Genomic DNA, 20,293 nt, shown 5'->3' with positions numbered 1-20,293 from the left:
GAAAATGGGTTTTGACAGATAATTTTAATATTCTCCCTCAAAGCCATAAAGGAGAAAAGTTTCTTGAATCTTGGATCTGATCTTAATTCTAACGTCTTAAGTCTATTGTCTTAAATCTTAACACCTTTTTTCCAAACCTGTGCTGGTTTCAATTTGCCTTGGTGATACAAGATTTCTCTATAATCTGAAGTTGGGAAAAGGTTGAAGTCAGCTAAAAGACCAGTTTTCAAAACTCCTCTGTCTTCCAATCCTAAAGCTGAAGCTGCACGGGAAGTCAGTGCTGAAAGAACTTCTACGGTGCTGAGTTTCTCGAAAGTTGCTAAAATGGAAGCTTGAGCTAGCAAATCTCCCATGGGAGCGGAACCTGGATTCCAGTCACTTCCAATTGCCAAAGAACCACCTTGATCTAGGATTTTGCGGGCAGGAGTGAAAGCACAGCCTAGTCCAATTGAAGCTCCCGGAAGAGCAACTGCAACGGTATTTGAATTTGCTAAAAGTGCTATTTCTTTTTCAGTCGAAGCCTCCAAATGGTCGGCAGATTTTGCGTTGAATTTCACAGCAACTGTAGATCCGCCTGTAGTGAATTGATCGGCATGAACAGTAAGATCGAAGCCTAACTCTTTCGCTTTTTGATAATATCTCTCAATCTCTTCAGGAGAAAAAGCGCTTTTCTCGATAAAAGAATCGATCCTGTTGGCAAGGTTTTCTGATTTTAAAATGGGGAAAAGATCCTTTGAAATCATTTCCAGATATTCCTGATTAGTTCCCTCAAAATCCCGTGGTTTCATGTGAGCTGCCAGGCAAGTTGGAATTAAGTCGGCTTTAGTTTCTTGACCAGCTTGTTTGATAGCGCGAAGCATTTTGAGTTCTTCAGCAACTGTCAAGCCATAGCCGCTTTTCACCTCAATCGTCGTCACACCTTCACTCAGGTGTCTTGTGGCATTAGTAACAGTTCGCTTTGCAAGTTCTGATTGAGGGAGTTTTCTTGTTTGTGTCACTGTATCCCAGATTCCTCCGCCTGCCTCCGCGATTTCCAAGTAGGATTTACCGGCATTCCTCATGGCAAAATCCTGAGCCCGTGTCCCTCCAAAACAAATATGCGTGTGACAATCGATCCAACCTGGAAGAGCCACAAAATCTTTCTCCAACTCAATGACCTCGGCATTTAACGATTTTGCTTTGGCTTTTAAATCATTGAAATTTCCAATTTCCAGAATCTTTTCTCCTTCCATCAGGATCCCAGCATACTCCAGAATCTCCAATTGCTCATCTTTCAACGCACCTTTTAACGGGAGTTTGTCTAGAGTCAATAGTTGTGATATAGGGCCGATTAGTTTTTTCATGGTTTGTTGGTTTTTAGAAAGACCACCGTTGTTTCTATTAGTTTCCCGCAGATTTACGCTGATAAGGGGTGCAGATAAAAGCGCAGATTTTTACAATTTATCAGCGGAAATCTGCGGGCAAAATTACCTTTCCGCTAGCAATTCTATAAGCTAAATAATTCACCCCACTCAGTTTCAAAAGGTAAACCTTCTTCTTTGGCTACCTGATTAGCAATTGCAATCAACTCACCACTTTGAATCATCTCGATTGCCGCTTCCATATCCTCAGTCATCACCCGATCATTGATTACAGGAGTGATTTTGGTTCGGACGTGCTCATGAATCGCGGTCATTACTTTTCCTGATTTCAAAGGAGCGTGAAAGTCCATAGCCTGAGCAGCGTAGAAAAGCTCAATTCCCAAGATTTTCTCCACGTTTTCAATTACCCTTAAAGCTTTTCTAGCACCTATCGAACCCATACTCACATGGTCTTCCTGTCCTAATGAGGTAGGTATGCTGTCCGCAGATGCAGGAAAGCAAAGGCCTTTGTTTTCTGATGCCAGAGCTGCGGTGGTGTATTGTGGGATCATCAAACCGGAGTTCAAACCAGTTTCTTTCAATAGCAATTTTGGTACGCCGGGAGTATCTCCTTCTAGGGAAAGATAGATTCGCCGATCTGAAATATTTCCCAATTCTGAAGCAGCAAGGCAGGCATAATCCAAAGGCAAAGCGATGGGTTGGCCATGAAAACTTCCTCCGGAAATCGTGTGATCTTCGCTGAACACGACAGGATTGTCAGTAACAGAATTGATTTCAGTTTCGATAGCCTCCTTCAGGTGCAACCAAGCATTTCTCGATGCTCCATGGACTTGCGGCATGCATCGCAAAGAATAGGGATCTTGTACTCTGGCACAATCCAAGTGCGAGTTGACGATTTCGGACTCATGAAGTAAGTTCAGGATTGTCTGAGCTACGTGCTGGTTACCTGCGAATGGTCTAAGCTGATGCAATTCAGGGGAAAATGGTTTGATCGAACCCATCAATCCCTCAATCATCATTGCTCCGGTAATGTCAGCATGGACAAGCAAATTGTGCAGGCGATCCACGATTTTTACTCCATAAGCCGCCATGAATTGCGTTCCGTTGATTAGGGCCAAACCTTCTTTTGGTCCAAGAGAAAGTGCTGATATTCCTAGCTTTTCAAAAACTGCGGAAGTTTGTTGGATCTTTCCTTCGAAATGAACCTTGCCAAGTCCAAGCAATGGCAAAAACAAGTGAGAAAGTGGAGCTAAATCACCGGATGCCCCAACTGACCCTTGGATGGGCACGACTGGAATCACCTCATTTTCCAACATCCAAATCATTCGATCCAAGGTTTCCAGTCGAATTCCAGAATATCCCTGCGCCAAAGCCTGTAGCTTCAATACAAGCATGAGTTTGGAAATTTCTATCGGCACAGGTTCTCCCAATCCTACGGCATGACTTTTCAATAGATTCTCCTGCAAAGTCTGTGTGTCAGCAGCAGATATTTTGCTGGTGCAAAGAGGGCCGAATCCTGTATTGATTCCGTAAACTGCCTTTTCACCTTTGGCGATATTGGCAACCGCTTGTGAAGAAGCTTGAACTTTTTCCCGGGTTTCAGGGCTGATAATTCCTTTGAGTTCTTTCCTCGCAAGCTTTAATGCTATGCCGGCTGTCAGATGTTCTAATCCGTAGTTGAAAGTTTCCATTACTATTTGGGTAAATATTCTAGGGTCTCTACAAAGATACCAAGCCTTTATGATAATTTTTGATATCAATTTTGTCAATATGTGATACCTTTGAGGTATCATGGAATTGAGGCATCTGAATTATTTTAAGGCTGTAGCAGAAGAGTTGAATTTTCGGAAAGCAGCTGAGCGCTTATTTATTTCGCAACCTGGATTGAGCCGACAGATTAAGCAGTTGGAAGAGATTTTTGAGGTTCAGTTATTTGAACGGGATCAGAAACATGTGGCATTGACTGTGGCTGGGACTTACCTCAAAGGGGAGGTTGATTTTGTGCTCAATCATCTGGAGATGACCAGAAACCAGCTGAAGTTAATAGCTGCAGGGAAAATTGGAGAACTTAGAGTTGGGTTTTTGGGATCAGCATCCAATCAGGTTTTGCCGGATTTACTTTCAAAATTGAATTCTCAACAGCCCTTGATCAGCACGAGTTTGGAGGAGCTTAGTAACGCTGTTCAGGTGGAAATGATAGAGAAAGATAAGTTGGATCTGGGTTTTGTAAGATTGGCTTCTGTGCCGAGTGATTTGGAAATGAAGGTGGTTTTGCGAGATAGCTTTTCACTGGTGGTGCCCACAAATCATCCGCTTCGGGAGCGAGATTTTATTTCCGTCAATCAATTCAAGGATGAACCTTTTGTGCTTTTCTCCTCAGACTATAGCAATCTATATTATGAACAGATTATGGGGATTTGTCGGGATGCAGGTTTTTCTCCCAGAATCAGGCATAAATCCGTGCATGCTTTGACGATTTTCAAGCTAGTGGAAAATGGAATGGGAGTGGCCATTGTACCCACTTCTTTGAAAGAAGGATATGAATTGAATGTGCGATTTATGCAGATTCCGAATATTCCGCAATTCACCGAGCTTTCAGCGATTTGGAAGGCTGAAAATAGAAATCCTGCATTAAAGCAAGTTTTGCCTTTGATCTAGCTAAATCCTTAAATTGAGCCTTTATACCCAAATGTCGGGTCAAAACAAGTCTATTTTTCTTTCCTATCTCTAGCATTTTGTGTTTTGGGGCAAGAATATTAGGGTGATATTAATTAAATGATTTGTAGGAAGTTATGTTTAATAAGATGTTTTTGAAGTAAAGAATCTCTAGTTTTTTGGAATAAAATCCAGTTTGATTCCTTTAAATGGATTATTTTAAAGCTGTATTTAACTGCGATCAATTTTTTTTTTCCTATGAAGAAAGCTAAAGACATTTTGGAATTATATAAAGGGCACCAGGGATATCTTGCAAATCGATCAGACAGGATTCCCATTCCTCAGTTTGAAAGTATTTTGGGATCAATTTTTACTCCAGGTCCTTATTATTACTATGTATTGGATTCGGCAAGTCTCACATTTGATTTTTGCTCTCCATCAACTAAGAAAATATTAGGCATAGATTTGACAGGAGCTCATTTGTCTTCATTGGTGGGAGTGTTTCATTCAGAAGATATGCCTTTTGTATATGCCAGCGAAAACCAGGTTGCTACCTATATAAAAACGAAACTGAATGCATCTGAAATAATTAATTATAAGTTCAGTTATTCTATTCGTGAGCAAATTTACGATGGGACTTTTAGGTTGTTTTTGATGCAGACAATCACTTTGGCAACTAACGAAGAGGGAGCTCTTGAAAAAGTTCTGGGGATACATTCAGATATATCCCACATTACCCAAACGAATTCCTATAAATTATCCATTACAGATTTGACCGGGGAAAGGGGCAATCTGGTTATTTCTGGGTATTCTAACGAATCTTCACAATCGGAAGTTGATAGCTTTCTTCCAAAGTTCACCAAGAGAGAGCGGGAGATAGTTATTCTGATAGGTGAGGGTTTGACCACTAAAGAAATCAGTGTTCAACTTTTTGTTTCTGAAGAAACGGTTATTTCCCATCGTAAAAATTTACTGAAAAAGTCTGGCTGTAAGAACACAGCTCAGTTGGTGTTTTTTTGTGTCAAAAATGGATTGATTTGAAGAAAATCTAAGTGTTTCTAATTCAGTTTTTTGATAAAATTCCCCATTTATGGGGATATGCATTGAGTTTCTGAACGGATATTTTTGGTGTTAGAATATGAATCCATTTGGTAGATGACTTTTTAAAAAGTGTTTTCCATAATCTCAGTTAACTGTGCCGAATTCTAATTCTGACTTGTTAAAAATTGGGTAAGACTGAATATTAGTTGGCAATTACTTGAGTTTTGATCTAAATAAATCACATTAATTCAATGTTTTGATTCCTTTAATGGCTTTTAAGCCGAAATAGTTAAGCAAAATGAAATTAACACCATTTTTGATTTTCAGTTTCAAATTTCTGGTATTGATGATTATCATCAATATTGGGTTCTCCTTTCTAAATCAGGCATTTGCCCAAGAAAAACCATTTGTGTTTAAATGGAATGTGCATGAAGGGGACTATCCTCAAGTTGGTTTTTCAGTTTATGGTACTGGTCTAACGATTGATTGGGGCAATGGAAAAAGCTTAACTATACCTGACGCAAATGAGGGAATGGGAGTGTCGAATTTTTATGATAACCCAGGGGAATATACTATCAGTATATCAGGAAGCTTGACCAGGGTTTCACTTGAAAGCTATTTGAACCCTGGACAGCCTTATCATCTTGAAGAAATCGTTCAATGGGGGGGTGTTGAATGGAATAGTATGGAGGATATGTTTAATGGGACTGATGTTCAATTTGGTATTTCGTCGATCGATAAGCCAGACCTCAGCCAGGTAACTTCATTAGCGAGAATGTTTCGAAATGCTAGGTTTGATGAGAATCTTGGGGATTGGGACATCCGCATGATAACAGATATGAGTGAGATCTTCAGTGGATCAACACTATCTCCACAAAACTATGACGCAACGCTGATCGGCTGGGCTTCACAAAATGTCCAGCGAAATGTGGTGGTAGGAGCAGAAGGGTTGGTTTTTTGTGAAGGGAAGGTAGCTAGGCAGAAGCTAATCGATGAGTATGGGTGGACGTTTGTAGGGGATGTGGAGTTTTGTGAGCATTTGACCCAAAGACCATTTATTTTTTCAGTTTCTCCCGATATAAATGAAGGCAACTTTAGTTTTACATTGCAAGGAACTGATGTATTAATGAAAGTAATAGAATCAACTTCCCTTGGTGATATAAAATCTACTTACTATAAATTTTTGCCAGAAGGAGGCCTATACCGGATAGAAACTTTCAATCAAGTTACCATTGAAGTCTATGGTGGTTTAACTTCAGCTGACCTCAAATTGTGGCCTAACATAGGGATTGTTCAGCAGTGGGGTGATATCAAGTGGAAAAATTTAGATTCTTTTGGCTTTGAGTTAAACATCAGTACTCATGATTTGCCGGATTTATCAGGAGTATCTAGTTTGTATTATACGTTGGCTGGAAGCTATTCTGTTCCATTTAACCTTGAAGAATGGGATGTGTCTACTATTTCAGTTATGAATGGAACTTTTGGAGGAGCACCTTTGAATGTGGATTTAGGCTCTTGGGATATCCGAAATATTATAGACATGGCCCGTATTTTTGACGGATCCTCCCTTTCTCAGGAAAATTACGATAAGACATTGATAGGCTGGGCTAGTCAGGACGTGAAGCGAAATGTGATGGTAGGTGCAGAAGGGCTGACTTTCTGTGAAGGCAAAGCTGCCAGACAGAAATTGATAGATGAGTATGGGTGGACTTTCGTGGGGGATGCTTTGGCGGAAGAGTGCCAAGTGGATGATCCGGATGCGTTTGTAACCATCTGGGGGGCAACGAACAAAGAGATTTATATCCCCACTGCAGATCCTAACTATTCCTACAACTACACGATAGATTGGGGTGATGGGACCATAGAGGAGGGGCTTACAGGTCGAGGTTTTCACCGCTATGATAATACAGGCCCATATAAAATCAGTATTACTGGACAATTTCCAAAACTATGGATCAATGGAATCGCAAGTAATCCTTCAAAAATTATATCTGTAGAGCAGTGGGGGGCAATCCAGTGGAAGGATGGATCCAAAGCGTTTGAAGAAGGCGAATTTATGGACATCAATGCCACTGATGCGCCGGACTTAAGTCAAGCATTTACTCTTAACGAAATGTTCTACAAGACCGGGATTACCACACCTGATCTGAATAACTGGGATGTTTCGACAATAGAAAACTTTGAGCAAATGTTTTCTAATGCTCGATTATTCAATGGTAAAATCGATCAATGGAATATGCGCAGTGCGTTAAGTCTAGCTCATATGTTTTATGAAGCCGATAAATTCAATCAAGATATCTCAGGTTGGGATATGTCATCAGTAGTTAATATTTCCTATATGTTTGCCGAAGCTGATTTGTTTAATCAGCCAATTGGTAGTTGGGAATTTAATAATCTGCAAAATCTCAATAAAACTTTTGAAAATGCCGTTTCTTTTGACCAGTCTCTAGCAAATTGGGATATTTCGAGTGTCATTTCAATGGAGGGGATTTTTGATGGGTCGGGTCTGTCCCAAGAAAACTATGATGCTACCCTGATCGGCTGGGCTTCCCAAAATGTGCAGAGAAATGTCGTAGTGGGAGCAGAAGGATTGACCTTCTGCGCCGGTAAGGCAGCTAGACAGAAGCTGATAGATGATTACCTCTGGAGGTTTGAGGGGGATGCAGAGGCTACCGATTGCAAGGAACTGATCACTGGTATCACATTCGAAGATGCAACATTCACCTACGATGGAACTCTGAAAACGATTACCATTATCGGTGAGCTTCCAGATGGAGTGACTGTCACTTATGAAAATAATACAGGAACTGAAGTTGGATCCCAGACTGCCACAGCCTATTTGGATGGAGGGGAAAATTATGAAGATTTGACCCTGACAGCTACCCTGACCATCGAGGAAGGCGAGGCGCCTACAGCCACAGCATCGGATATTCAAGTGGAAAATAGGGAAGTATGCGCTGGAGAGATAGTTCTACTGGAAGCTATTTCAACTTCAGTGACCAATCCGGTTTTTACTTTTTACCTAGATGCAGATTTGACCCAAAAGATAGAAAGTTCGGAAATTGAAGTATTCCAAGATACTCAAGTTTTTGTCACAGTCAAGGGAGATGGAGTCAATGAAAATCTACCCGAAGAGGCAGTGATTATTGATATCAAAGTAAACCTGGTCGAAGCACCTGTTTTCTTAGTGTCAAGTCAAGAATTTTGCTCCGAAAATATGCCTACCTTGGATGACCTTGTCGTCGAGCCGATCACTTCTGGTGCTACGATGGAATATTACGCAAGTTTGGAAAGCAACGAGCCTTTGGCTTGGAATACGCCACTTGAAAACAAAACTTATTATGCAGAGGTCTATGATGGCGTGAATGGCTGCGGTTCTGCTCGAGTACCGATCACTGCGGTCTTGAAAACCTGCGAACAAGAGCCGGGAGAAAAACTTCCGATTGACGGAATTACTTTCGCAGACGCGACTTTCATCTATGATGGCACAGAGAAATCCATCCAAATATCAGGAAATCTGCCTACAGGAGTGACTGTCACTTATGAAAACAATACAAGAACTGAAATAGGATCGCAGACCGCAACCGCCAAATTGGATGGTGGTGAAAGCTATGAGAATCTAACCCTGATAGCTACTCTGACAATCGTGGAAGGCGAGGTGCCTACAGCCACAGCATCGGATATTCAAGTGACTGAATTGGAGGTTTGTTTGGGAGAAGTCCTAGACTTGACAGCTTCCAGTACCACGGTCACCAGCCCGATTTTCACCTTCTATTTGGATGAACAGTTGACTCAAAAAATCGAAGATGACAAGATCCAGATTTTGGGAGATACCCAGATTTTTGTCACTGTCAAAGGTAGTGGAATCAATGAAAATATTCCTGGTGAAGCAGCTGTTTGGCAGATAGCAGTTAGAACCGTAGAGCCTCCTGTATTTTTAATGGTTACTCAGGAGTTTTGTGTGGAAGACAAAGCTACTTTGGCACAAATAGTAGTACAAGGTATAGGTGAGGAAGAGCAGCTCAACTATTACTCAAGTGAGGATGCTTCAGAGCCACTCGCGATGTCAGCTTTGCTGGAATCCAAAACTTACTTTGCCGAAAAAGTGGATCTACTCTCTGGCTGTAGTTCTGTGAGAATCCCAGTGGTGGTAGAAGTAAATACATGCCCGCAAGAATCAATCAACTTCTCTATTTCGAAAACTGCAGATGTGAGCACAGTCTTGCCGGGAGGGCAGATTACTTACACCATCACGATCCAAAATGATTCGGATCAAAGCACAGGTCAACTCAATGTCAGTGATCAATTGAATGAATTTCTTACATTCATTTCTGCCAGTCACAATGGACAACTGAACGGTGAAAATGAAGTAACTTGGACAGTCGATAACTTGGAAGCCGGAGCGAGTATTCAACTGAATTTATTAGTAGAAGTATCCCTGGATGTTCCTGTAGATCAAGTGATTTCCAATGTGGCGGAAGGAAAATTGGTGGATGATCCAGAACAAGTCAAACCTTCAAATACAGTAGAAGTTTTGGTCGATGGAGTAGCCCAAACGGCTGTCAGCATCCAAAAAAATCAGAGTGTCAATGGGGAAATCTCTCCTGGAGAATCCATAGAATACCAGATTACCGTAACCAATACCGGTGAGTCCCCAGCTTTTGATTTGGTGATAGAGGATGTGTTTCCACAAGAATTAGTGTTGACCAATGCTTCTACTGGAGCAGAGGTCGAAAATTCCAAAGTCACCTGGTACTTGGAAGAATTGGCAGCAGGTCAATCTGTGAGCTTTACGTTGAGTTTTGATGTACTAGGTGAGCAAGGAAGCTTGATCAATTTTGCCTCAGCTAGTGGCGAAAACTTCCCTGCCGTCAGTGATCAGACTGATCCCGTGACAATCAAAGAAATACCTTCACCAGATCTGATGATTTATCTAGAAAGTGCTCCTGAAATGGTACTGAAAGGAAAAGAATACCAGATCAAGATTCAAGTAGTCAATACTGGTTCTGTCGGTTCTGGACCTTTAGCAGTAGATCATTATTTCTCTGATTTGGTCGGATATGTAAGGGTATCCTCAGAGGTAGGTGACATCTCTTATGATTCATCCAACAAGTATTTGATATGGACTATCGATGAGATCAGTCCGGGAGATACCTTGGAATTGATTCTCGAGCTGAAAGCCAACGAGGAAGGTTTGGTCGAAAACTTCTTCCAAGTGTATTCAGACACGCCAGATCCGGACTATTCGAATAATGAATTGGTATTTACGATCAATCAATCTGAGCTAAGGATTCCAAATGTATTTACTCCAAATGGTGATGGAATCAATGAATCCTGGAGGATTGAGCAGTTGAATGAGCTTTTTGCCAGCAATCAGCTGGTTGTCTTCGACAGAATGGGCAAGACGGTTTTCTCTACAGATAACTATCAAAATGACTGGAGCGGAACCGGACTTACTCGAGGTACTTATTTTTATGAATTGACCACAATAGATTTTGAAGGGAATTCATATCAGTTTTCAGGATTTGTCACTTTAATCTATTGATGTAATGAAAAGGTTTTTTAAAAATACATTGATTTTATGTCAGCTTCTGATGGCTTTGGTGGCTCATGCCCAAAACCCATCCAGATACAATCAATACTTATTTAATCAATCGTTTGTCAATCCTGCATATGCTGGATATAGGCAGGGAATCGGAGGGGATGCCTATTTTAGAAGACAATGGATGGGGCTCGATGGAAGCCCGACGACTATGGGCATAGCGGTAGATGGAGCAATTCCTGCCGCCAATCTCGGAATCGGGTTTCAGGGATTTACGGATAAGATCGGTGTGCAAAGTACGACAGGAGCCCAATTAAACCTTTCCTATCAATTGAGACTCGGTGATTACCGGTACTTAAGTTTTGGAGTAGGAGGAGGGTTTCTACAAAATACCTTTGATGTGGGAGAGTTGGACCCGGGAAATGTAGAAGATCCAATTTTGGGAGCTGGTTTGGATAATTCCATCCAGCCTGATATCAATGTCGGTCTGTTTTACTTTTCCGAATACAACTACCTGGGACTATCGGTCAGTCATGCTTTGGCCACTGTCTTGAAGCCAGATGAATCTAGTTTTGCGCAAGTCCTTACTCCTCAGATGAATCTAACAGGCGGTATTTTGCTCGATGTGGGAGAGACGCTTTCGTTTGTGCCGAGTTTCTTTTACCGGGATGATTTTGAGAATTTTGCCTCCGTGGATGTGAATGGTACTTTTGCGTTCATGGATGTGTTTTGGCTCGGAGCTGGATATCGTACTTCCTTGAAACTTCCATGGAATAAAGACCAGCAGATCCAGCAAGATTTTTCCTCCTTGATAGGACAGATCAAATTTTACTTTTTGGATCAGGTCCGGGTAGGCTACGTGTTTGATTATGGTCTTAAAGGCTCCAATCAAAGAAACTTCAGTAGCCATGAAGTTTCGGTAGGTTTCATTCTCCCGGCCAGGTCCTCCCGTGATGATATGTTGCGTTTGTTTTAAAATATAGTTGATCCTACAAAAACATCTCTATGGAAATGGAGATGTTTTTTTTGTAAATGGGCTTTGCGGACTTATAGCACTATTTTTTTACATTGTCGGGCAAATGTCGGGTCAAAACCGAGCCTATTTCGTCTTAAGTCCCAATTCAATCCCAGAAATTGCCATGGTAAATCAAAACTTATTTGAAATGAAACAACCAGAATTAGGCAAGAAAATCTCTGAAATGAGAAAGGCAAAAGGATTGACTCAGGAAGAGTTGGTCGAGATGTGCAACCTGAATGTGCGCACGATACAGCGCATAGAAGCAGGAGAGGTGACTCCGAGGAGCTATACGATAAAGGCACTTTTTGAGGCGTTGGGAGCTCAGCTGGAGAATATAGAATCGGAGAAGCATTCTGTTTATCCAAAATCATTAGTTCAGTGGCTTTACACAGGTTTAGGTGCAGGGTTAGTCTATTTCTTTTTGAGCTATTTTGATATCAGTATGGAAGTCGAGTGGATGGAAGGAAGCTATACCAATTCTGTAACTTTTGGATTAGTAAAAGTTGGTGTTTTGATCACTTTTTCTTTATTCCTTTTAGGATTGATCAAAATGACTGGAACTTTTCCAAACAAGATACTTCAGATAGCACTTTGGGTGATGCTGATTGCAAATGGACTTTGGTATTCAGTTGATTTGATTTCCCTTGCTACATCTTCTTTTAGAATGGAAGATTACTACGTGGTTAAGTTAGGAACCTTCGGATTAGCCTACGGATTTATAGGTGCTGGATTTCTATGCTATAAAAACCTCTGGTCTAATATCCCTCAGATTTTAGGCGGATTAGGAATAGTTTCTGGAATATTGATCTTTTCAGTGGTAGGAGCTCTTTTAGCATTGATTCCTTTGACGATGTTTGAGATTGGAGAACTAGCATTTCTGATTTGGGGTGTAAATAAAATCGGGAGAACTTCTTCTCCCGGTTCTACTTTTTCAGCTGAGTTTCAAAGTCAATAATCCATTCAGATATTTTTTATCGATTCTTTCTTAATCATTTCATCTTTTGATAATTAATCAAATGAAAAAAATAGCGCTAACTATTAGCTTATTTTCGATTGTAATTCTTGCCTATTTTCTTTTTGAACCAGTCTTTACTTATTATTTCGGCAGATCCATAACGCTAAACCGACAGAGTTTACATCCGGATATAAGCCATCTGGATTCTGTCAGAAATAAAGCAGATGAATTGCTTGCAAGGGAATTCCAAACTATAAATGCACCTTCGCTCTCAGCCTCCATAGGCATGGGTGACTCAGTAATATGGTCAAATTCAATAGGTTATTCTGATTTGGATAACAATCTTTTGGCAGATACCGCTACCAAATATAGAATTGGAAGTGTTTCGAAAACCATCGCCTCAGTGGGATTGGGCTTGCTTTTCCAAGACAGAATTCTGAGTCCAAATTCTACTGTAGGAGATTACGTGACCTACGTCTCTGGGAGTGTGGCCAACCTGACGGTAAAAGAATTGGCTTCCCATACCTCGGGAATAAGAAACTACGGTATGTGTATTTGTTTTCCGATTTGGGAATATTATAACAACGACCAGTTTAATACCACTGAAAAAAGTGTTTCCGTTTTTGCAGATGATAAGCTTCTCTTCACTCCTGGACAGGATTTTAGCTATAGTTCTTATAATTACACTTTACTGACTACGGTGATGGAAGGTGCATCAAAAACGGGTTATAATCAATTCATACAAAGCAGAGTACTCGAGCCATTAAACCTCCAACATACGATTCCGGACAATGCACTTGATCCAGTTCCTAACACTGCGATTTTCTATGATAGTGAAGAGAGTTATTTCAAGAAATCCTATCCGGTTAATAACAGTAATAAATGGGCCGGAGGTGGCTATCTATCCACGCCGACAGATCTGGTCAAATTTGGCAACGGTATTTTAAACTATAAATTAGTTAATTCGACTACAACAGAATTATTGTTTAACCCTGTAGAATTAAAAAGCGGGGAGGTGAATGTGCAAAACTATGCCTTGGGGTGGCGTAATGACCTTATCCATAAGGTGTTTGATGATGGAAGAGAGGTGGTAGTAGTTCATCATGGGGGGACTGCTGTAGGATCTACCGCTATCTTGATGTTGTTACCAGAATATAATGTAAGTATAGCATTGGCAATGAATAGCAGCGGAGAAACCACTGATTTGTTTGCATTAGCCTATAAAATAATAGACTTGTTTTTTGAATAGAAATCTAGGCAGAACTAAAATCGGGAGAACTTCTTCTCCCGACTCTACTTTTAGCTCTCAAGTGATAGCTTGATCCTTTCTTTTACTGACTTTAAAATCTCAGCATTCTCCAGGCTTGAAGTTTCGATTTCCAGGATTTTTGGATGCAGGGAGTCTTCATAAAAGTCCTCTAGCGAAGCTTCCAGTTCTTCCTGATTCACCACTTTGGAATAAAAGAATCCAAACTCAGTCGCCAAATGATTAGCAGTCAATGTCTGTTTGGTTTCAAAGAACTCTTCCAATTCTGGCTGATTTGCAGGGCCATCGATCAATCGGAATATCCCCCCCGCATGGTTATTTAGCAGAATGATGCGAAGATTTGGGGTAGCGTAATTGTGCCAAAATGCATTACGGTCATAGAAGAAAGCCATGTCGCCTGTCACTAGGGTTACAATTTCCTTGGTCGTGAGGGTGCAGCCCACTGCTGTGGAATTGGAACCATCAATACCGCTGGTACCGCGGTTGCAAATGATTTCCTGATTTCTTTTTCCCAGTAAATTCAAATAACGTACCGCCATGCTGTTGGCTACATGGATTTTGGAAGGAGAAGGTACTTTTTCCAGACAAAAAGCTAAAGCCGAGTACTCTCCGAAGGGTTGTTGCCTTAGTACCTGATGGAGATTTTTTGAGACTGCCTTCTCGAGGAAATGCCAAGCTTGATAGAATTGACTGTTCTGTGCGCCAAGGTTTTGATTTAACCAATTGAGGAAAAATAAAGGCGTAGCTGCTATATTTCTGGTCAGTTTTTGGAAGGTATCCTTTGCCTTTCCATCTTCCTGAATATGCCAGTGAGATGCCTGCGATTTTCGAAGGAAAAGCTTGAGTGACTTTGAAATAACTGATTTGCCAAAACTGATGATCAAATCAGGTTTTAGGTTTTCGGAAACTTCATAATGTCCCAACCAGTGATCATGGAATGAAATTGTTTGATCAGACTGCAAATTGCTAATCGTATCGGTGACGATTACAGCGTTTTGATTTTTACTGAGTTGATCTAGAATGGCTTGAATTTGTGGATTAGGTTTTTGCTGACCAGGAACTATCAGAATTTTCTGTACAATATCCAGTCTGCTCTTGAGCTTGATCAGTGATTCCTCTGTCAGCTCAGTTTTGCTTTTCACCAAGTTAAAAACCCGTGGTTTTTCAGGAAAAAGCAATTCTTCACCCTTCTCAGGATAGAAAGGTTCTCGAAGTGGAATATTGATATGAACTGGGCCAGTAGGAAATTGCTTGGCCAGGTTGATCGCTTCATTTACAATTCGTGAGGATTGCCATAGTTGATCTGGGAAAGTACTGGAATCCGGTAGCTCGAAACTTCCTTTCACATGCTTTCCATACACATCCGGCTGGAAAATCGTCTGACCGTCGTACTGATCGATCCACTCAGCAGGTCGATCTGCTGTCAATATCAACAAAGGAATCTGCTGGAAAAATGCTTCGGCCACTGCGGGGTAATAATTCAACGCAGCGGATCCAGAGGTGCAAACCAGTGCCACAGGTTCGTCTAATTGCTGCGCCATGCCTAATGCTATGAAGGCTGCGGTACGCTCGTCAGAGATGGTTCTTGTATGTATTTGCGTATGCCTGGCAAAAGCTATAGTCAAAGGCGCACAGCGTGACCCAGGAGAAAGGATTGCGTTTTGCACACCCTTTTTGGCACAAATCGCCACTAAATCGACTATGGATGGAAGTATCAAACGCTTGGTTTTTGGATGAATTTACCGATGATATCACACTTCAGTTCAGTTTCTTCCCATTCTTTTTCAGGGTCAGAATCTTCTGTCACACCTGCACCAGCATATAGCGTCGCTTCATTGTCATGCAAAGTAGCAGTCCTTAGATTTACATAGATAGAAGTACTTCCCTGAATGTTCACTGGCCCGATAAATCCCGAGAAAAAGGAACGGTCAAAGCCCTCAAATTCTTGAAGGAAATCATGAGCTTCTCTTCTAGGCATTCCACAAACTGCGGAAGTAGGATGGAGAAGTCCCAGCATGATAGATCCTAGTTCAGGAAATCCAGTTTCTTGCATATTGATTTTAAAATCCGATCGTAGATGCAATAAGTTTCCTGCAAGCACCGTCTTTGGCCCATGTTCTTCGTACTCCCGAAGTCTTATTTTCTTAAAGCAGGAAACAATGTATCGACTAACTAAAGCTTGCTCTTCTATTTCTTTTTGCGTCCAAGCGACAGATTTAAGCGGATTGTCTCCAGTTGCTTTTTGAGTGCCAGCCAATGACATAGTAGTGAAAATATCCCCTTTTGTTTCGATCAAGGTCTCAGGTGAAGCGCCTATCCAAGTGCCGACATGAGGTAAATGGAAGAAATTGATAAAAGCATTTGGGTAGGAATCCATCAAGCTCAGGAGTGTACAACTCAGGTTGAAGTCTGCAGGAATGGAAATAGTCTTCGTGCGCGCGGGAACAACTTTTTCAAGTGTGTTGTGCTGGATTGCTTTAATTCCTTCCTGGACCAGCTGAATGAAATGCGTTTTGTCTTCGCTTAATTTGGAAGTTTTGACCTTGCTGATTAATGTTTGATTGATCAGTAATTCTCTGATTTCTTCTGGGGAAAGCGTTTCTTGATTGCTTAATTGGACTTTGGCCCATTCGGGAAGTTCATCGGAAGCAAGTTGTTTGTCCAGCTCAAAAGCGAAGTATTTATTCGCTTTTATGAAATACGCCTTTTTGTCCGCCTGATCAGCAAATGGATGCACTATAAATCCAGGTTCTAGATTTTCTAGATTCAAATCCACTTTTATTGCTTCTGCCGTTTCATTCAGGACGATTTCAACGGTATTGGATTTTGGTTTTCGCCAGATGGCAAAAGAACCACCAGAAGTCAGTCCCAACTGTAGAAGAAGTTGGATGATCTCTGTTTTAGTATGATTAATAGCTACTTGAGTATGCATTACTTTTTGTCTAAAATCGCGAGGGTGATTCGTGAGATGCAACAAAGCTGACCTTGCTCATTGGTGATTTTGATTTCCCAGACCTGTGTGCTTTTTCCAATGTGGATCGGAGTGGTGATTCCAGTGACCAGTCCTGACTTAACGCCTTTTAGGTGATTTGCGTTTATTTCCAGACCTACACAAACTTGTTTTTTTAAATCAATAGTAAGTGAAGCTGCCACACTTCCCAGCGTCTCTGCCAGTACCACATTCGCTCCTCCGTGCAACAAACCCATAGGCTGTTTTGTTCGCTCATCTACAGGCATGATGGCTTTCAGGAAATCGTCTGCAATTTCTGTAAAAACAATTCCCAAATGCTCAGTCATGGTGTTTCTTCCGCTCTGATTGATTTGTTCCAATGAAGGCTTTTGGGAGAATACCATGAATTATAAATGTAAATGAGTTTTCTTTGGGGTGAAGACAAAAATAGAGAATCTTGAATCGAAAAAAAATTTACCTAGTAAGGCACGGACAAACAGATTACAACTTAAAAGGTGTAGTGCAAGGAAGTGGAATAGATGCTCCGATCAATGAAAATGGTAGGAGACAAGCAACAGCTTTCTTTGAGGCTTATAAAAGCGTCCCTTTTGATCAAGCCTATTACACTGGATTGCAGCGTACTAAACAGTCCATCCAATCATTTTTGGATCTGGGAATTCCAGCTATTTCTACTACTGACCTCAACGAGATTTCTTGGGGAGATTATGAAGGACTTCCGATGTCTCCAGAGGAAAGCCAATATTACCAGCACATGCTCAATGAATGGCAAAAAGGGAATCTTGATTATTGTATCGCTGGAGGAGAGAGTCCAAATATCGTCGCCAAGCGCATGCAGAGAGGTATAGATGCGATACTAAATGGTCCGGGGGAAACGATTCTAGTATGCATGCATGGGCGTGCGATGCGGATATTTTTAAGCCTGATTATGAAGCAAGACCTCTGTCACATGGATATGTTTGAGCACAAGAATCTTTGCTTGTATCTGCTTGAAGAAAAAGAGGATGGTACTTTCGAACTACTGAGGAGAAACGATACTGAGCACCTTAAGGAGCTGTAGTATTGCGCTTGTCATTTTTCTCTTTTTTCTGACTGTCCTCAAAAGCAGTGACGTAATTGTCCAAAGACTTTTGATTGGCAGTCATGTCTATAAGACGGAACGCAATCTCCTGTAGTCTAATCTCTTCGCCTTGATCAAGGGAAACTAACACTTGTCCAAGAAAGCAAGCATCAAATTCACAATTTGGGATATCTATAATCAATGCCAACTCGGAATTGCCTGAATAACTCCTTGTTTTGTAAACAGAAGAAAATTGTGACTGAATGTCTTTCAGTGAGGTATTAAGCGATTTTAATTCCTTCGACTTGAATATTACCAAAAAAGTTTTGGACTCAGTCTCTTCTGCCATAGCAGCAAGAGAAAGGAATAGGGTGAAAACTAGGATTCCAATACTTTTCATAGCTCTCAATATAGAGATATTATCAGGTTGAAAGCAAAAAAATATGATGAAAAAAGAAAACCCCAGACTGAGAGTCGGGGGTTTCTTTAAAATTATATGTCTATAAAACTCAGCTTTAAGCTTTTGCTTTAGTGGACTTAGTAGCTCTTTTTTTCTTTGGTGCTACTTCCTCTACGATTTCATCTTCTACACCAGCAAGGATTCTACCGCAATGCTCACAAACGATCAATTTTTTCTTCTCACGAATGTCAGCTTGTCTTTGTGGAGGAACAGTATTGAAACATCCACCACAAGCTCCTCTTTTCACCATTACTACTGCAAGACCATTTTTTGCATTAGCTCTGATTTTAGAATATGATTTCAAAAGTCGCTCATCAACTTTCTTTGTTGCTTTTTCGCGATCATTTTTCAATTTCGCTTCATCAGATTCGCTTTCAGTTACAATTGAAGTCAATTCACTGTTTTTCTGATCCAAATCTTTCTGACGATCCTTCTTCACTGCACTTAGTTCTTCCAAATCAACCTTTTTAGTATCGATTCTGTAACCTGCTTCAGTGATTTTCTTTTTAGCAACCTGAATCTCTAGATCCTGAAGCTCAAGCTCTTTGGTGATCGCATCGTATTCGCGGTTGTTGCGAACATTCATCTGCTGCTCCTGATATTTCTTAATCAGTTTTTCAGAGTCCTTGATGCTTTCTTTAAGCGCCTTTATTTCGTTTTCAAAAGAATCTATTTCACTTTGAAATTTCTCCAATCGGGTTTCATATCCAGCAATTTCATCTTCTAAGTCTTGAACCTCTTCTGGAAGAGCTCCGCGAACCTTGATGATGGCGTCTAGTTTTGAATCTAAAAGTTGAAGGTTGTGAATAGCTTCGAGTTTCTGTGCTACTGTACTTTCCATGTACTATCGGTAGGATGTGGGATTTGTAACTACTTTTGTCAAATAGAGTGCAATATTAGGAAAATTTTGTGACAAAAACTCGTAGAGTAATTCTTTTGTGAAAATTTCACTCTCGTAATGTCCGATGTCACAAAGAATTAACGCGCCGTCTGCATCGAAAAACTCATGGTATTTCACGTCAGCGGTCACAAATACATCTGCACCTGATCTTATGGCATCTCTTAAAAGAAAAATCCCTGCACCTCCACATACTGCCACCTTTTTGATCTTTCGGGAGATCAGCGAAGTATGTTTGATCACCTCCAGATTCATTCGAGTTTTCAGGTAATCCAAAAATTCCTCTCCATCCATTTCCTGAGATAAATTTCCCACCATTCCGGCACCCACTTCCTGATTTTCATTTTCAAGACTTTGTACATAGTAGGCAACCTCTTCATAGGAATGAGTCTCCTGCATTTTCCTTAATACTTTTGGCAAAAGGTGATTTGCCACCAAAACTTCCACGCGGACTTCCTCTTCCTCTTGTGGTTTTTCTCGCTCACCTAAGGTTGGGTTTGATTTTGCCGAAGGCGTAAACGTGCCTTTTCCTTTTACTTGAAAGGAGCAATCCGAATATTCACCGATTTTCCCCGCTCCGGCAGCGTACACAGCTTGGAGAACTTTGTCCTTCTCTGGTTCTGGCACGAAGAACACGAGTTTATTTAGCAATTGCTTTTTGGGCTGTAAAATCTTGGTATTCACTAGTCCCAATCGATCCGAAATTCGCTTGTTCACTCCATGTGCTACATGATCCAGATTGGTGTGAATGGCATAAATCGCAATATCATTTTTGATCGCTTTTATTATCGTCCTCTCCACATAGTTCTTTCCAGTGAGACTTTTCAATCCTTTGAAAACTATCGGATGGTGCGCCACGATCATATTAGCTCCCAGCGCTATCGCTTCTTCTACGGTGGATTCTACGCAGTCAAGAGAGCAGACGATCCCAGTTACTTCAGCATTTCTATCGCCAGTGATCAAAGTGGCGTTGTCGTAAGATTCCTGATAGGATGGAGGGGCGATTTGCTCCAGGTAGGAAATCACATCGCTAATCTTGTATCCCATATTTTTTCTGTTTATTTGATC

15 protein-coding genes are annotated in these 20,293 nt (G+C 41.0%); 7 read left to right on the top strand and 8 right to left on the bottom strand.

Annotated elements, in window-relative coordinates; genetic code table 11:
- Positions 1–110 precede the first annotated feature (110 nt).
- Together hutI and hutH are read right to left on the bottom strand one after the other, a co-directional pair.
- Positions 111–1,343, bottom strand: a complete 1,233-nt coding sequence (hutI, locus tag BM386_RS12035) for an imidazolonepropionase (RefSeq protein WP_091694319.1) — start codon at positions 1,341–1,343, stop codon at positions 111–113.
- 143 nt (positions 1,344–1,486) lie between these two features.
- A complete protein-coding gene (gene hutH, locus BM386_RS12030) occupies positions 1,487–3,052 on the bottom strand; it encodes a histidine ammonia-lyase (protein WP_091694316.1) in 1,566 nt (521 codons plus the stop codon).
- Between the two features lie 100 nt (positions 3,053–3,152).
- Here hutH and BM386_RS12025 point away from each other — a divergent pair, with 100 nt between their 5' ends.
- From BM386_RS12025 to BM386_RS12000, 6 genes are all read left to right on the top strand, one after another.
- Complete coding sequence (locus BM386_RS12025) at positions 3,153–4,019, top strand: LysR family transcriptional regulator (protein ID WP_091694314.1); 867 nt, start codon at positions 3,153–3,155, stop codon at positions 4,017–4,019.
- A gap of 255 nt (positions 4,020–4,274) precedes the next feature.
- Positions 4,275–5,057 (top strand): response regulator transcription factor, encoded by a 783-nt coding sequence (locus BM386_RS12020; protein WP_091694311.1) that lies wholly within the window; start codon positions 4,275–4,277, stop codon positions 5,055–5,057.
- A 298-nt stretch (positions 5,058–5,355) separates the two neighbouring features.
- Positions 5,356–10,602, top strand: coding sequence for a BspA family leucine-rich repeat surface protein (locus BM386_RS12015; protein WP_091694308.1), 5,247 nt, complete (start codon positions 5,356–5,358; stop codon positions 10,600–10,602).
- Positions 10,603–10,606: 4 nt separating this feature from the next.
- Complete coding sequence (locus tag BM386_RS12010; protein ID WP_091694306.1) at positions 10,607–11,575, top strand: PorP/SprF family type IX secretion system membrane protein; 969 nt, start codon at positions 10,607–10,609, stop codon at positions 11,573–11,575.
- 187 nt (positions 11,576–11,762) lie between these two features.
- Positions 11,763–12,572, top strand: a complete 810-nt coding sequence (locus tag BM386_RS12005; protein ID WP_091694530.1) for a helix-turn-helix domain-containing protein — start codon at positions 11,763–11,765, stop codon at positions 12,570–12,572.
- Between the two features lie 61 nt (positions 12,573–12,633).
- Entirely contained in the window at positions 12,634–13,821 is a 1,188-nt protein-coding gene (locus BM386_RS12000; protein WP_091694303.1) for a serine hydrolase domain-containing protein, read from the top strand.
- A gap of 50 nt (positions 13,822–13,871) precedes the next feature.
- Here BM386_RS12000 and menD read toward each other — a convergent pair whose 3' ends face one another.
- From menD to BM386_RS11985, 3 genes are read right to left on the bottom strand one after another with little or no spacing between them, the layout of a single operon-like run.
- The gene (gene menD, locus BM386_RS11995) at positions 13,872–15,557 is read right to left on the bottom strand and encodes a 2-succinyl-5-enolpyruvyl-6-hydroxy-3-cyclohexene-1-carboxylic-acid synthase (RefSeq protein WP_091694301.1); all 1,686 of its coding nucleotides are present in this window, start codon (positions 15,555–15,557) and stop codon (positions 13,872–13,874) included.
- Complete coding sequence (locus BM386_RS11990; RefSeq protein WP_091694298.1) at positions 15,554–16,771, bottom strand: chorismate-binding protein; 1,218 nt, start codon at positions 16,769–16,771, stop codon at positions 15,554–15,556. Before BM386_RS11990 ends, menD begins: the two co-directional genes overlap by 4 nt.
- Positions 16,771–17,193 carry a hotdog fold thioesterase gene (locus tag BM386_RS11985; protein WP_091694295.1) on the bottom strand — a complete coding sequence of 141 codons (423 nt, stop codon included), beginning with the start codon at positions 17,191–17,193 and terminating at the stop codon, positions 16,771–16,773. Before BM386_RS11985 ends, BM386_RS11990 begins: the two co-directional genes overlap by 1 nt.
- A 53-nt stretch (positions 17,194–17,246) precedes the next feature.
- Between BM386_RS11985 and BM386_RS11980 the strand changes: the two genes are divergently transcribed.
- Positions 17,247–17,867, top strand: coding sequence for a histidine phosphatase family protein (locus BM386_RS11980; protein ID WP_091694292.1), 621 nt, complete (start codon positions 17,247–17,249; stop codon positions 17,865–17,867).
- On the opposite strand, the gene BM386_RS11975 is transcribed toward BM386_RS11980, so the two are convergent.
- The 3 genes from BM386_RS11975 to BM386_RS11965 all read right to left on the bottom strand — a co-directional run bounded on the left by BM386_RS11975 (position 17,854) and on the right by BM386_RS11965 (position 20,272).
- Positions 17,854–18,267, bottom strand: a complete 414-nt coding sequence (locus tag BM386_RS11975) for a hypothetical protein (RefSeq protein ID WP_091694289.1) — start codon at positions 18,265–18,267, stop codon at positions 17,854–17,856. The two genes, BM386_RS11980 and BM386_RS11975, sit on opposite strands and share 14 nt — an antisense overlap.
- A 115-nt stretch (positions 18,268–18,382) precedes the next feature.
- Positions 18,383–19,168: a zinc ribbon domain-containing protein gene (locus BM386_RS11970; protein ID WP_091694286.1), complete on the bottom strand. Its 786-nt coding sequence runs from the start codon at positions 19,166–19,168 to the stop codon at positions 18,383–18,385.
- Positions 19,169–19,171: 3 nt separating this feature from the next.
- Positions 19,172–20,272: a Nif3-like dinuclear metal center hexameric protein gene (locus BM386_RS11965; protein ID WP_091694284.1), complete on the bottom strand. Its 1,101-nt coding sequence runs from the start codon at positions 20,270–20,272 to the stop codon at positions 19,172–19,174.
- Between the last annotated feature and the right edge of the window lie 21 nt (positions 20,273–20,293).

The organism is Algoriphagus locisalis, from assembly GCF_900116615.1.
Classification (GTDB): domain Bacteria; phylum Bacteroidota; class Bacteroidia; order Cytophagales; family Cyclobacteriaceae; genus Algoriphagus; species Algoriphagus locisalis.
The sequence above is the reverse complement of the archived record's forward strand: the minus strand, read 5'-3'. Positions and strand labels throughout refer to the sequence as shown.

Excerpts from the sequence above, each read along its gene's own strand:
- BM386_RS11990 (WP_091694298.1), bottom strand. The coding sequence starts at position 16,771 with ATGCATACTCAAGTAGCTATTAATCATACTAAAACAGAGATCATCCAA.
- BM386_RS12005 (WP_091694530.1), top strand. The coding sequence starts at position 11,763 with ATGAAACAACCAGAATTAGGCAAGAAAATCTCTGAAATGAGAAAGGCA.
- BM386_RS11970 (WP_091694286.1), bottom strand. The coding sequence starts at position 19,168 with ATGGAAAGTACAGTAGCACAGAAACTCGAAGCTATTCACAACCTTCAA.
- BM386_RS11985 (WP_091694295.1), bottom strand. The coding sequence starts at position 17,193 with ATGGTATTCTCCCAAAAGCCTTCATTGGAACAAATCAATCAGAGCGGA.
- BM386_RS12015 (WP_091694308.1), top strand. The coding sequence starts at position 5,356 with ATGAAATTAACACCATTTTTGATTTTCAGTTTCAAATTTCTGGTATTG.
- BM386_RS11965 (WP_091694284.1), bottom strand. The coding sequence starts at position 20,272 with ATGGGATACAAGATTAGCGATGTGATTTCCTACCTGGAGCAAATCGCC.
- BM386_RS12025 (WP_091694314.1), top strand. The coding sequence starts at position 3,153 with ATGGAATTGAGGCATCTGAATTATTTTAAGGCTGTAGCAGAAGAGTTG.
- hutI (WP_091694319.1), bottom strand. The coding sequence starts at position 1,343 with ATGAAAAAACTAATCGGCCCTATATCACAACTATTGACTCTAGACAAA.
- BM386_RS12000 (WP_091694303.1), top strand. The coding sequence starts at position 12,634 with ATGAAAAAAATAGCGCTAACTATTAGCTTATTTTCGATTGTAATTCTT.
- BM386_RS12010 (WP_091694306.1), top strand. The coding sequence starts at position 10,607 with ATGAAAAGGTTTTTTAAAAATACATTGATTTTATGTCAGCTTCTGATG.
- BM386_RS12020 (WP_091694311.1), top strand. The coding sequence starts at position 4,275 with ATGAAGAAAGCTAAAGACATTTTGGAATTATATAAAGGGCACCAGGGA.
- BM386_RS11975 (WP_091694289.1), bottom strand. The coding sequence starts at position 18,267 with ATGAAAAGTATTGGAATCCTAGTTTTCACCCTATTCCTTTCTCTTGCT.
- hutH (WP_091694316.1), bottom strand. The coding sequence starts at position 3,052 with ATGGAAACTTTCAACTACGGATTAGAACATCTGACAGCCGGCATAGCA.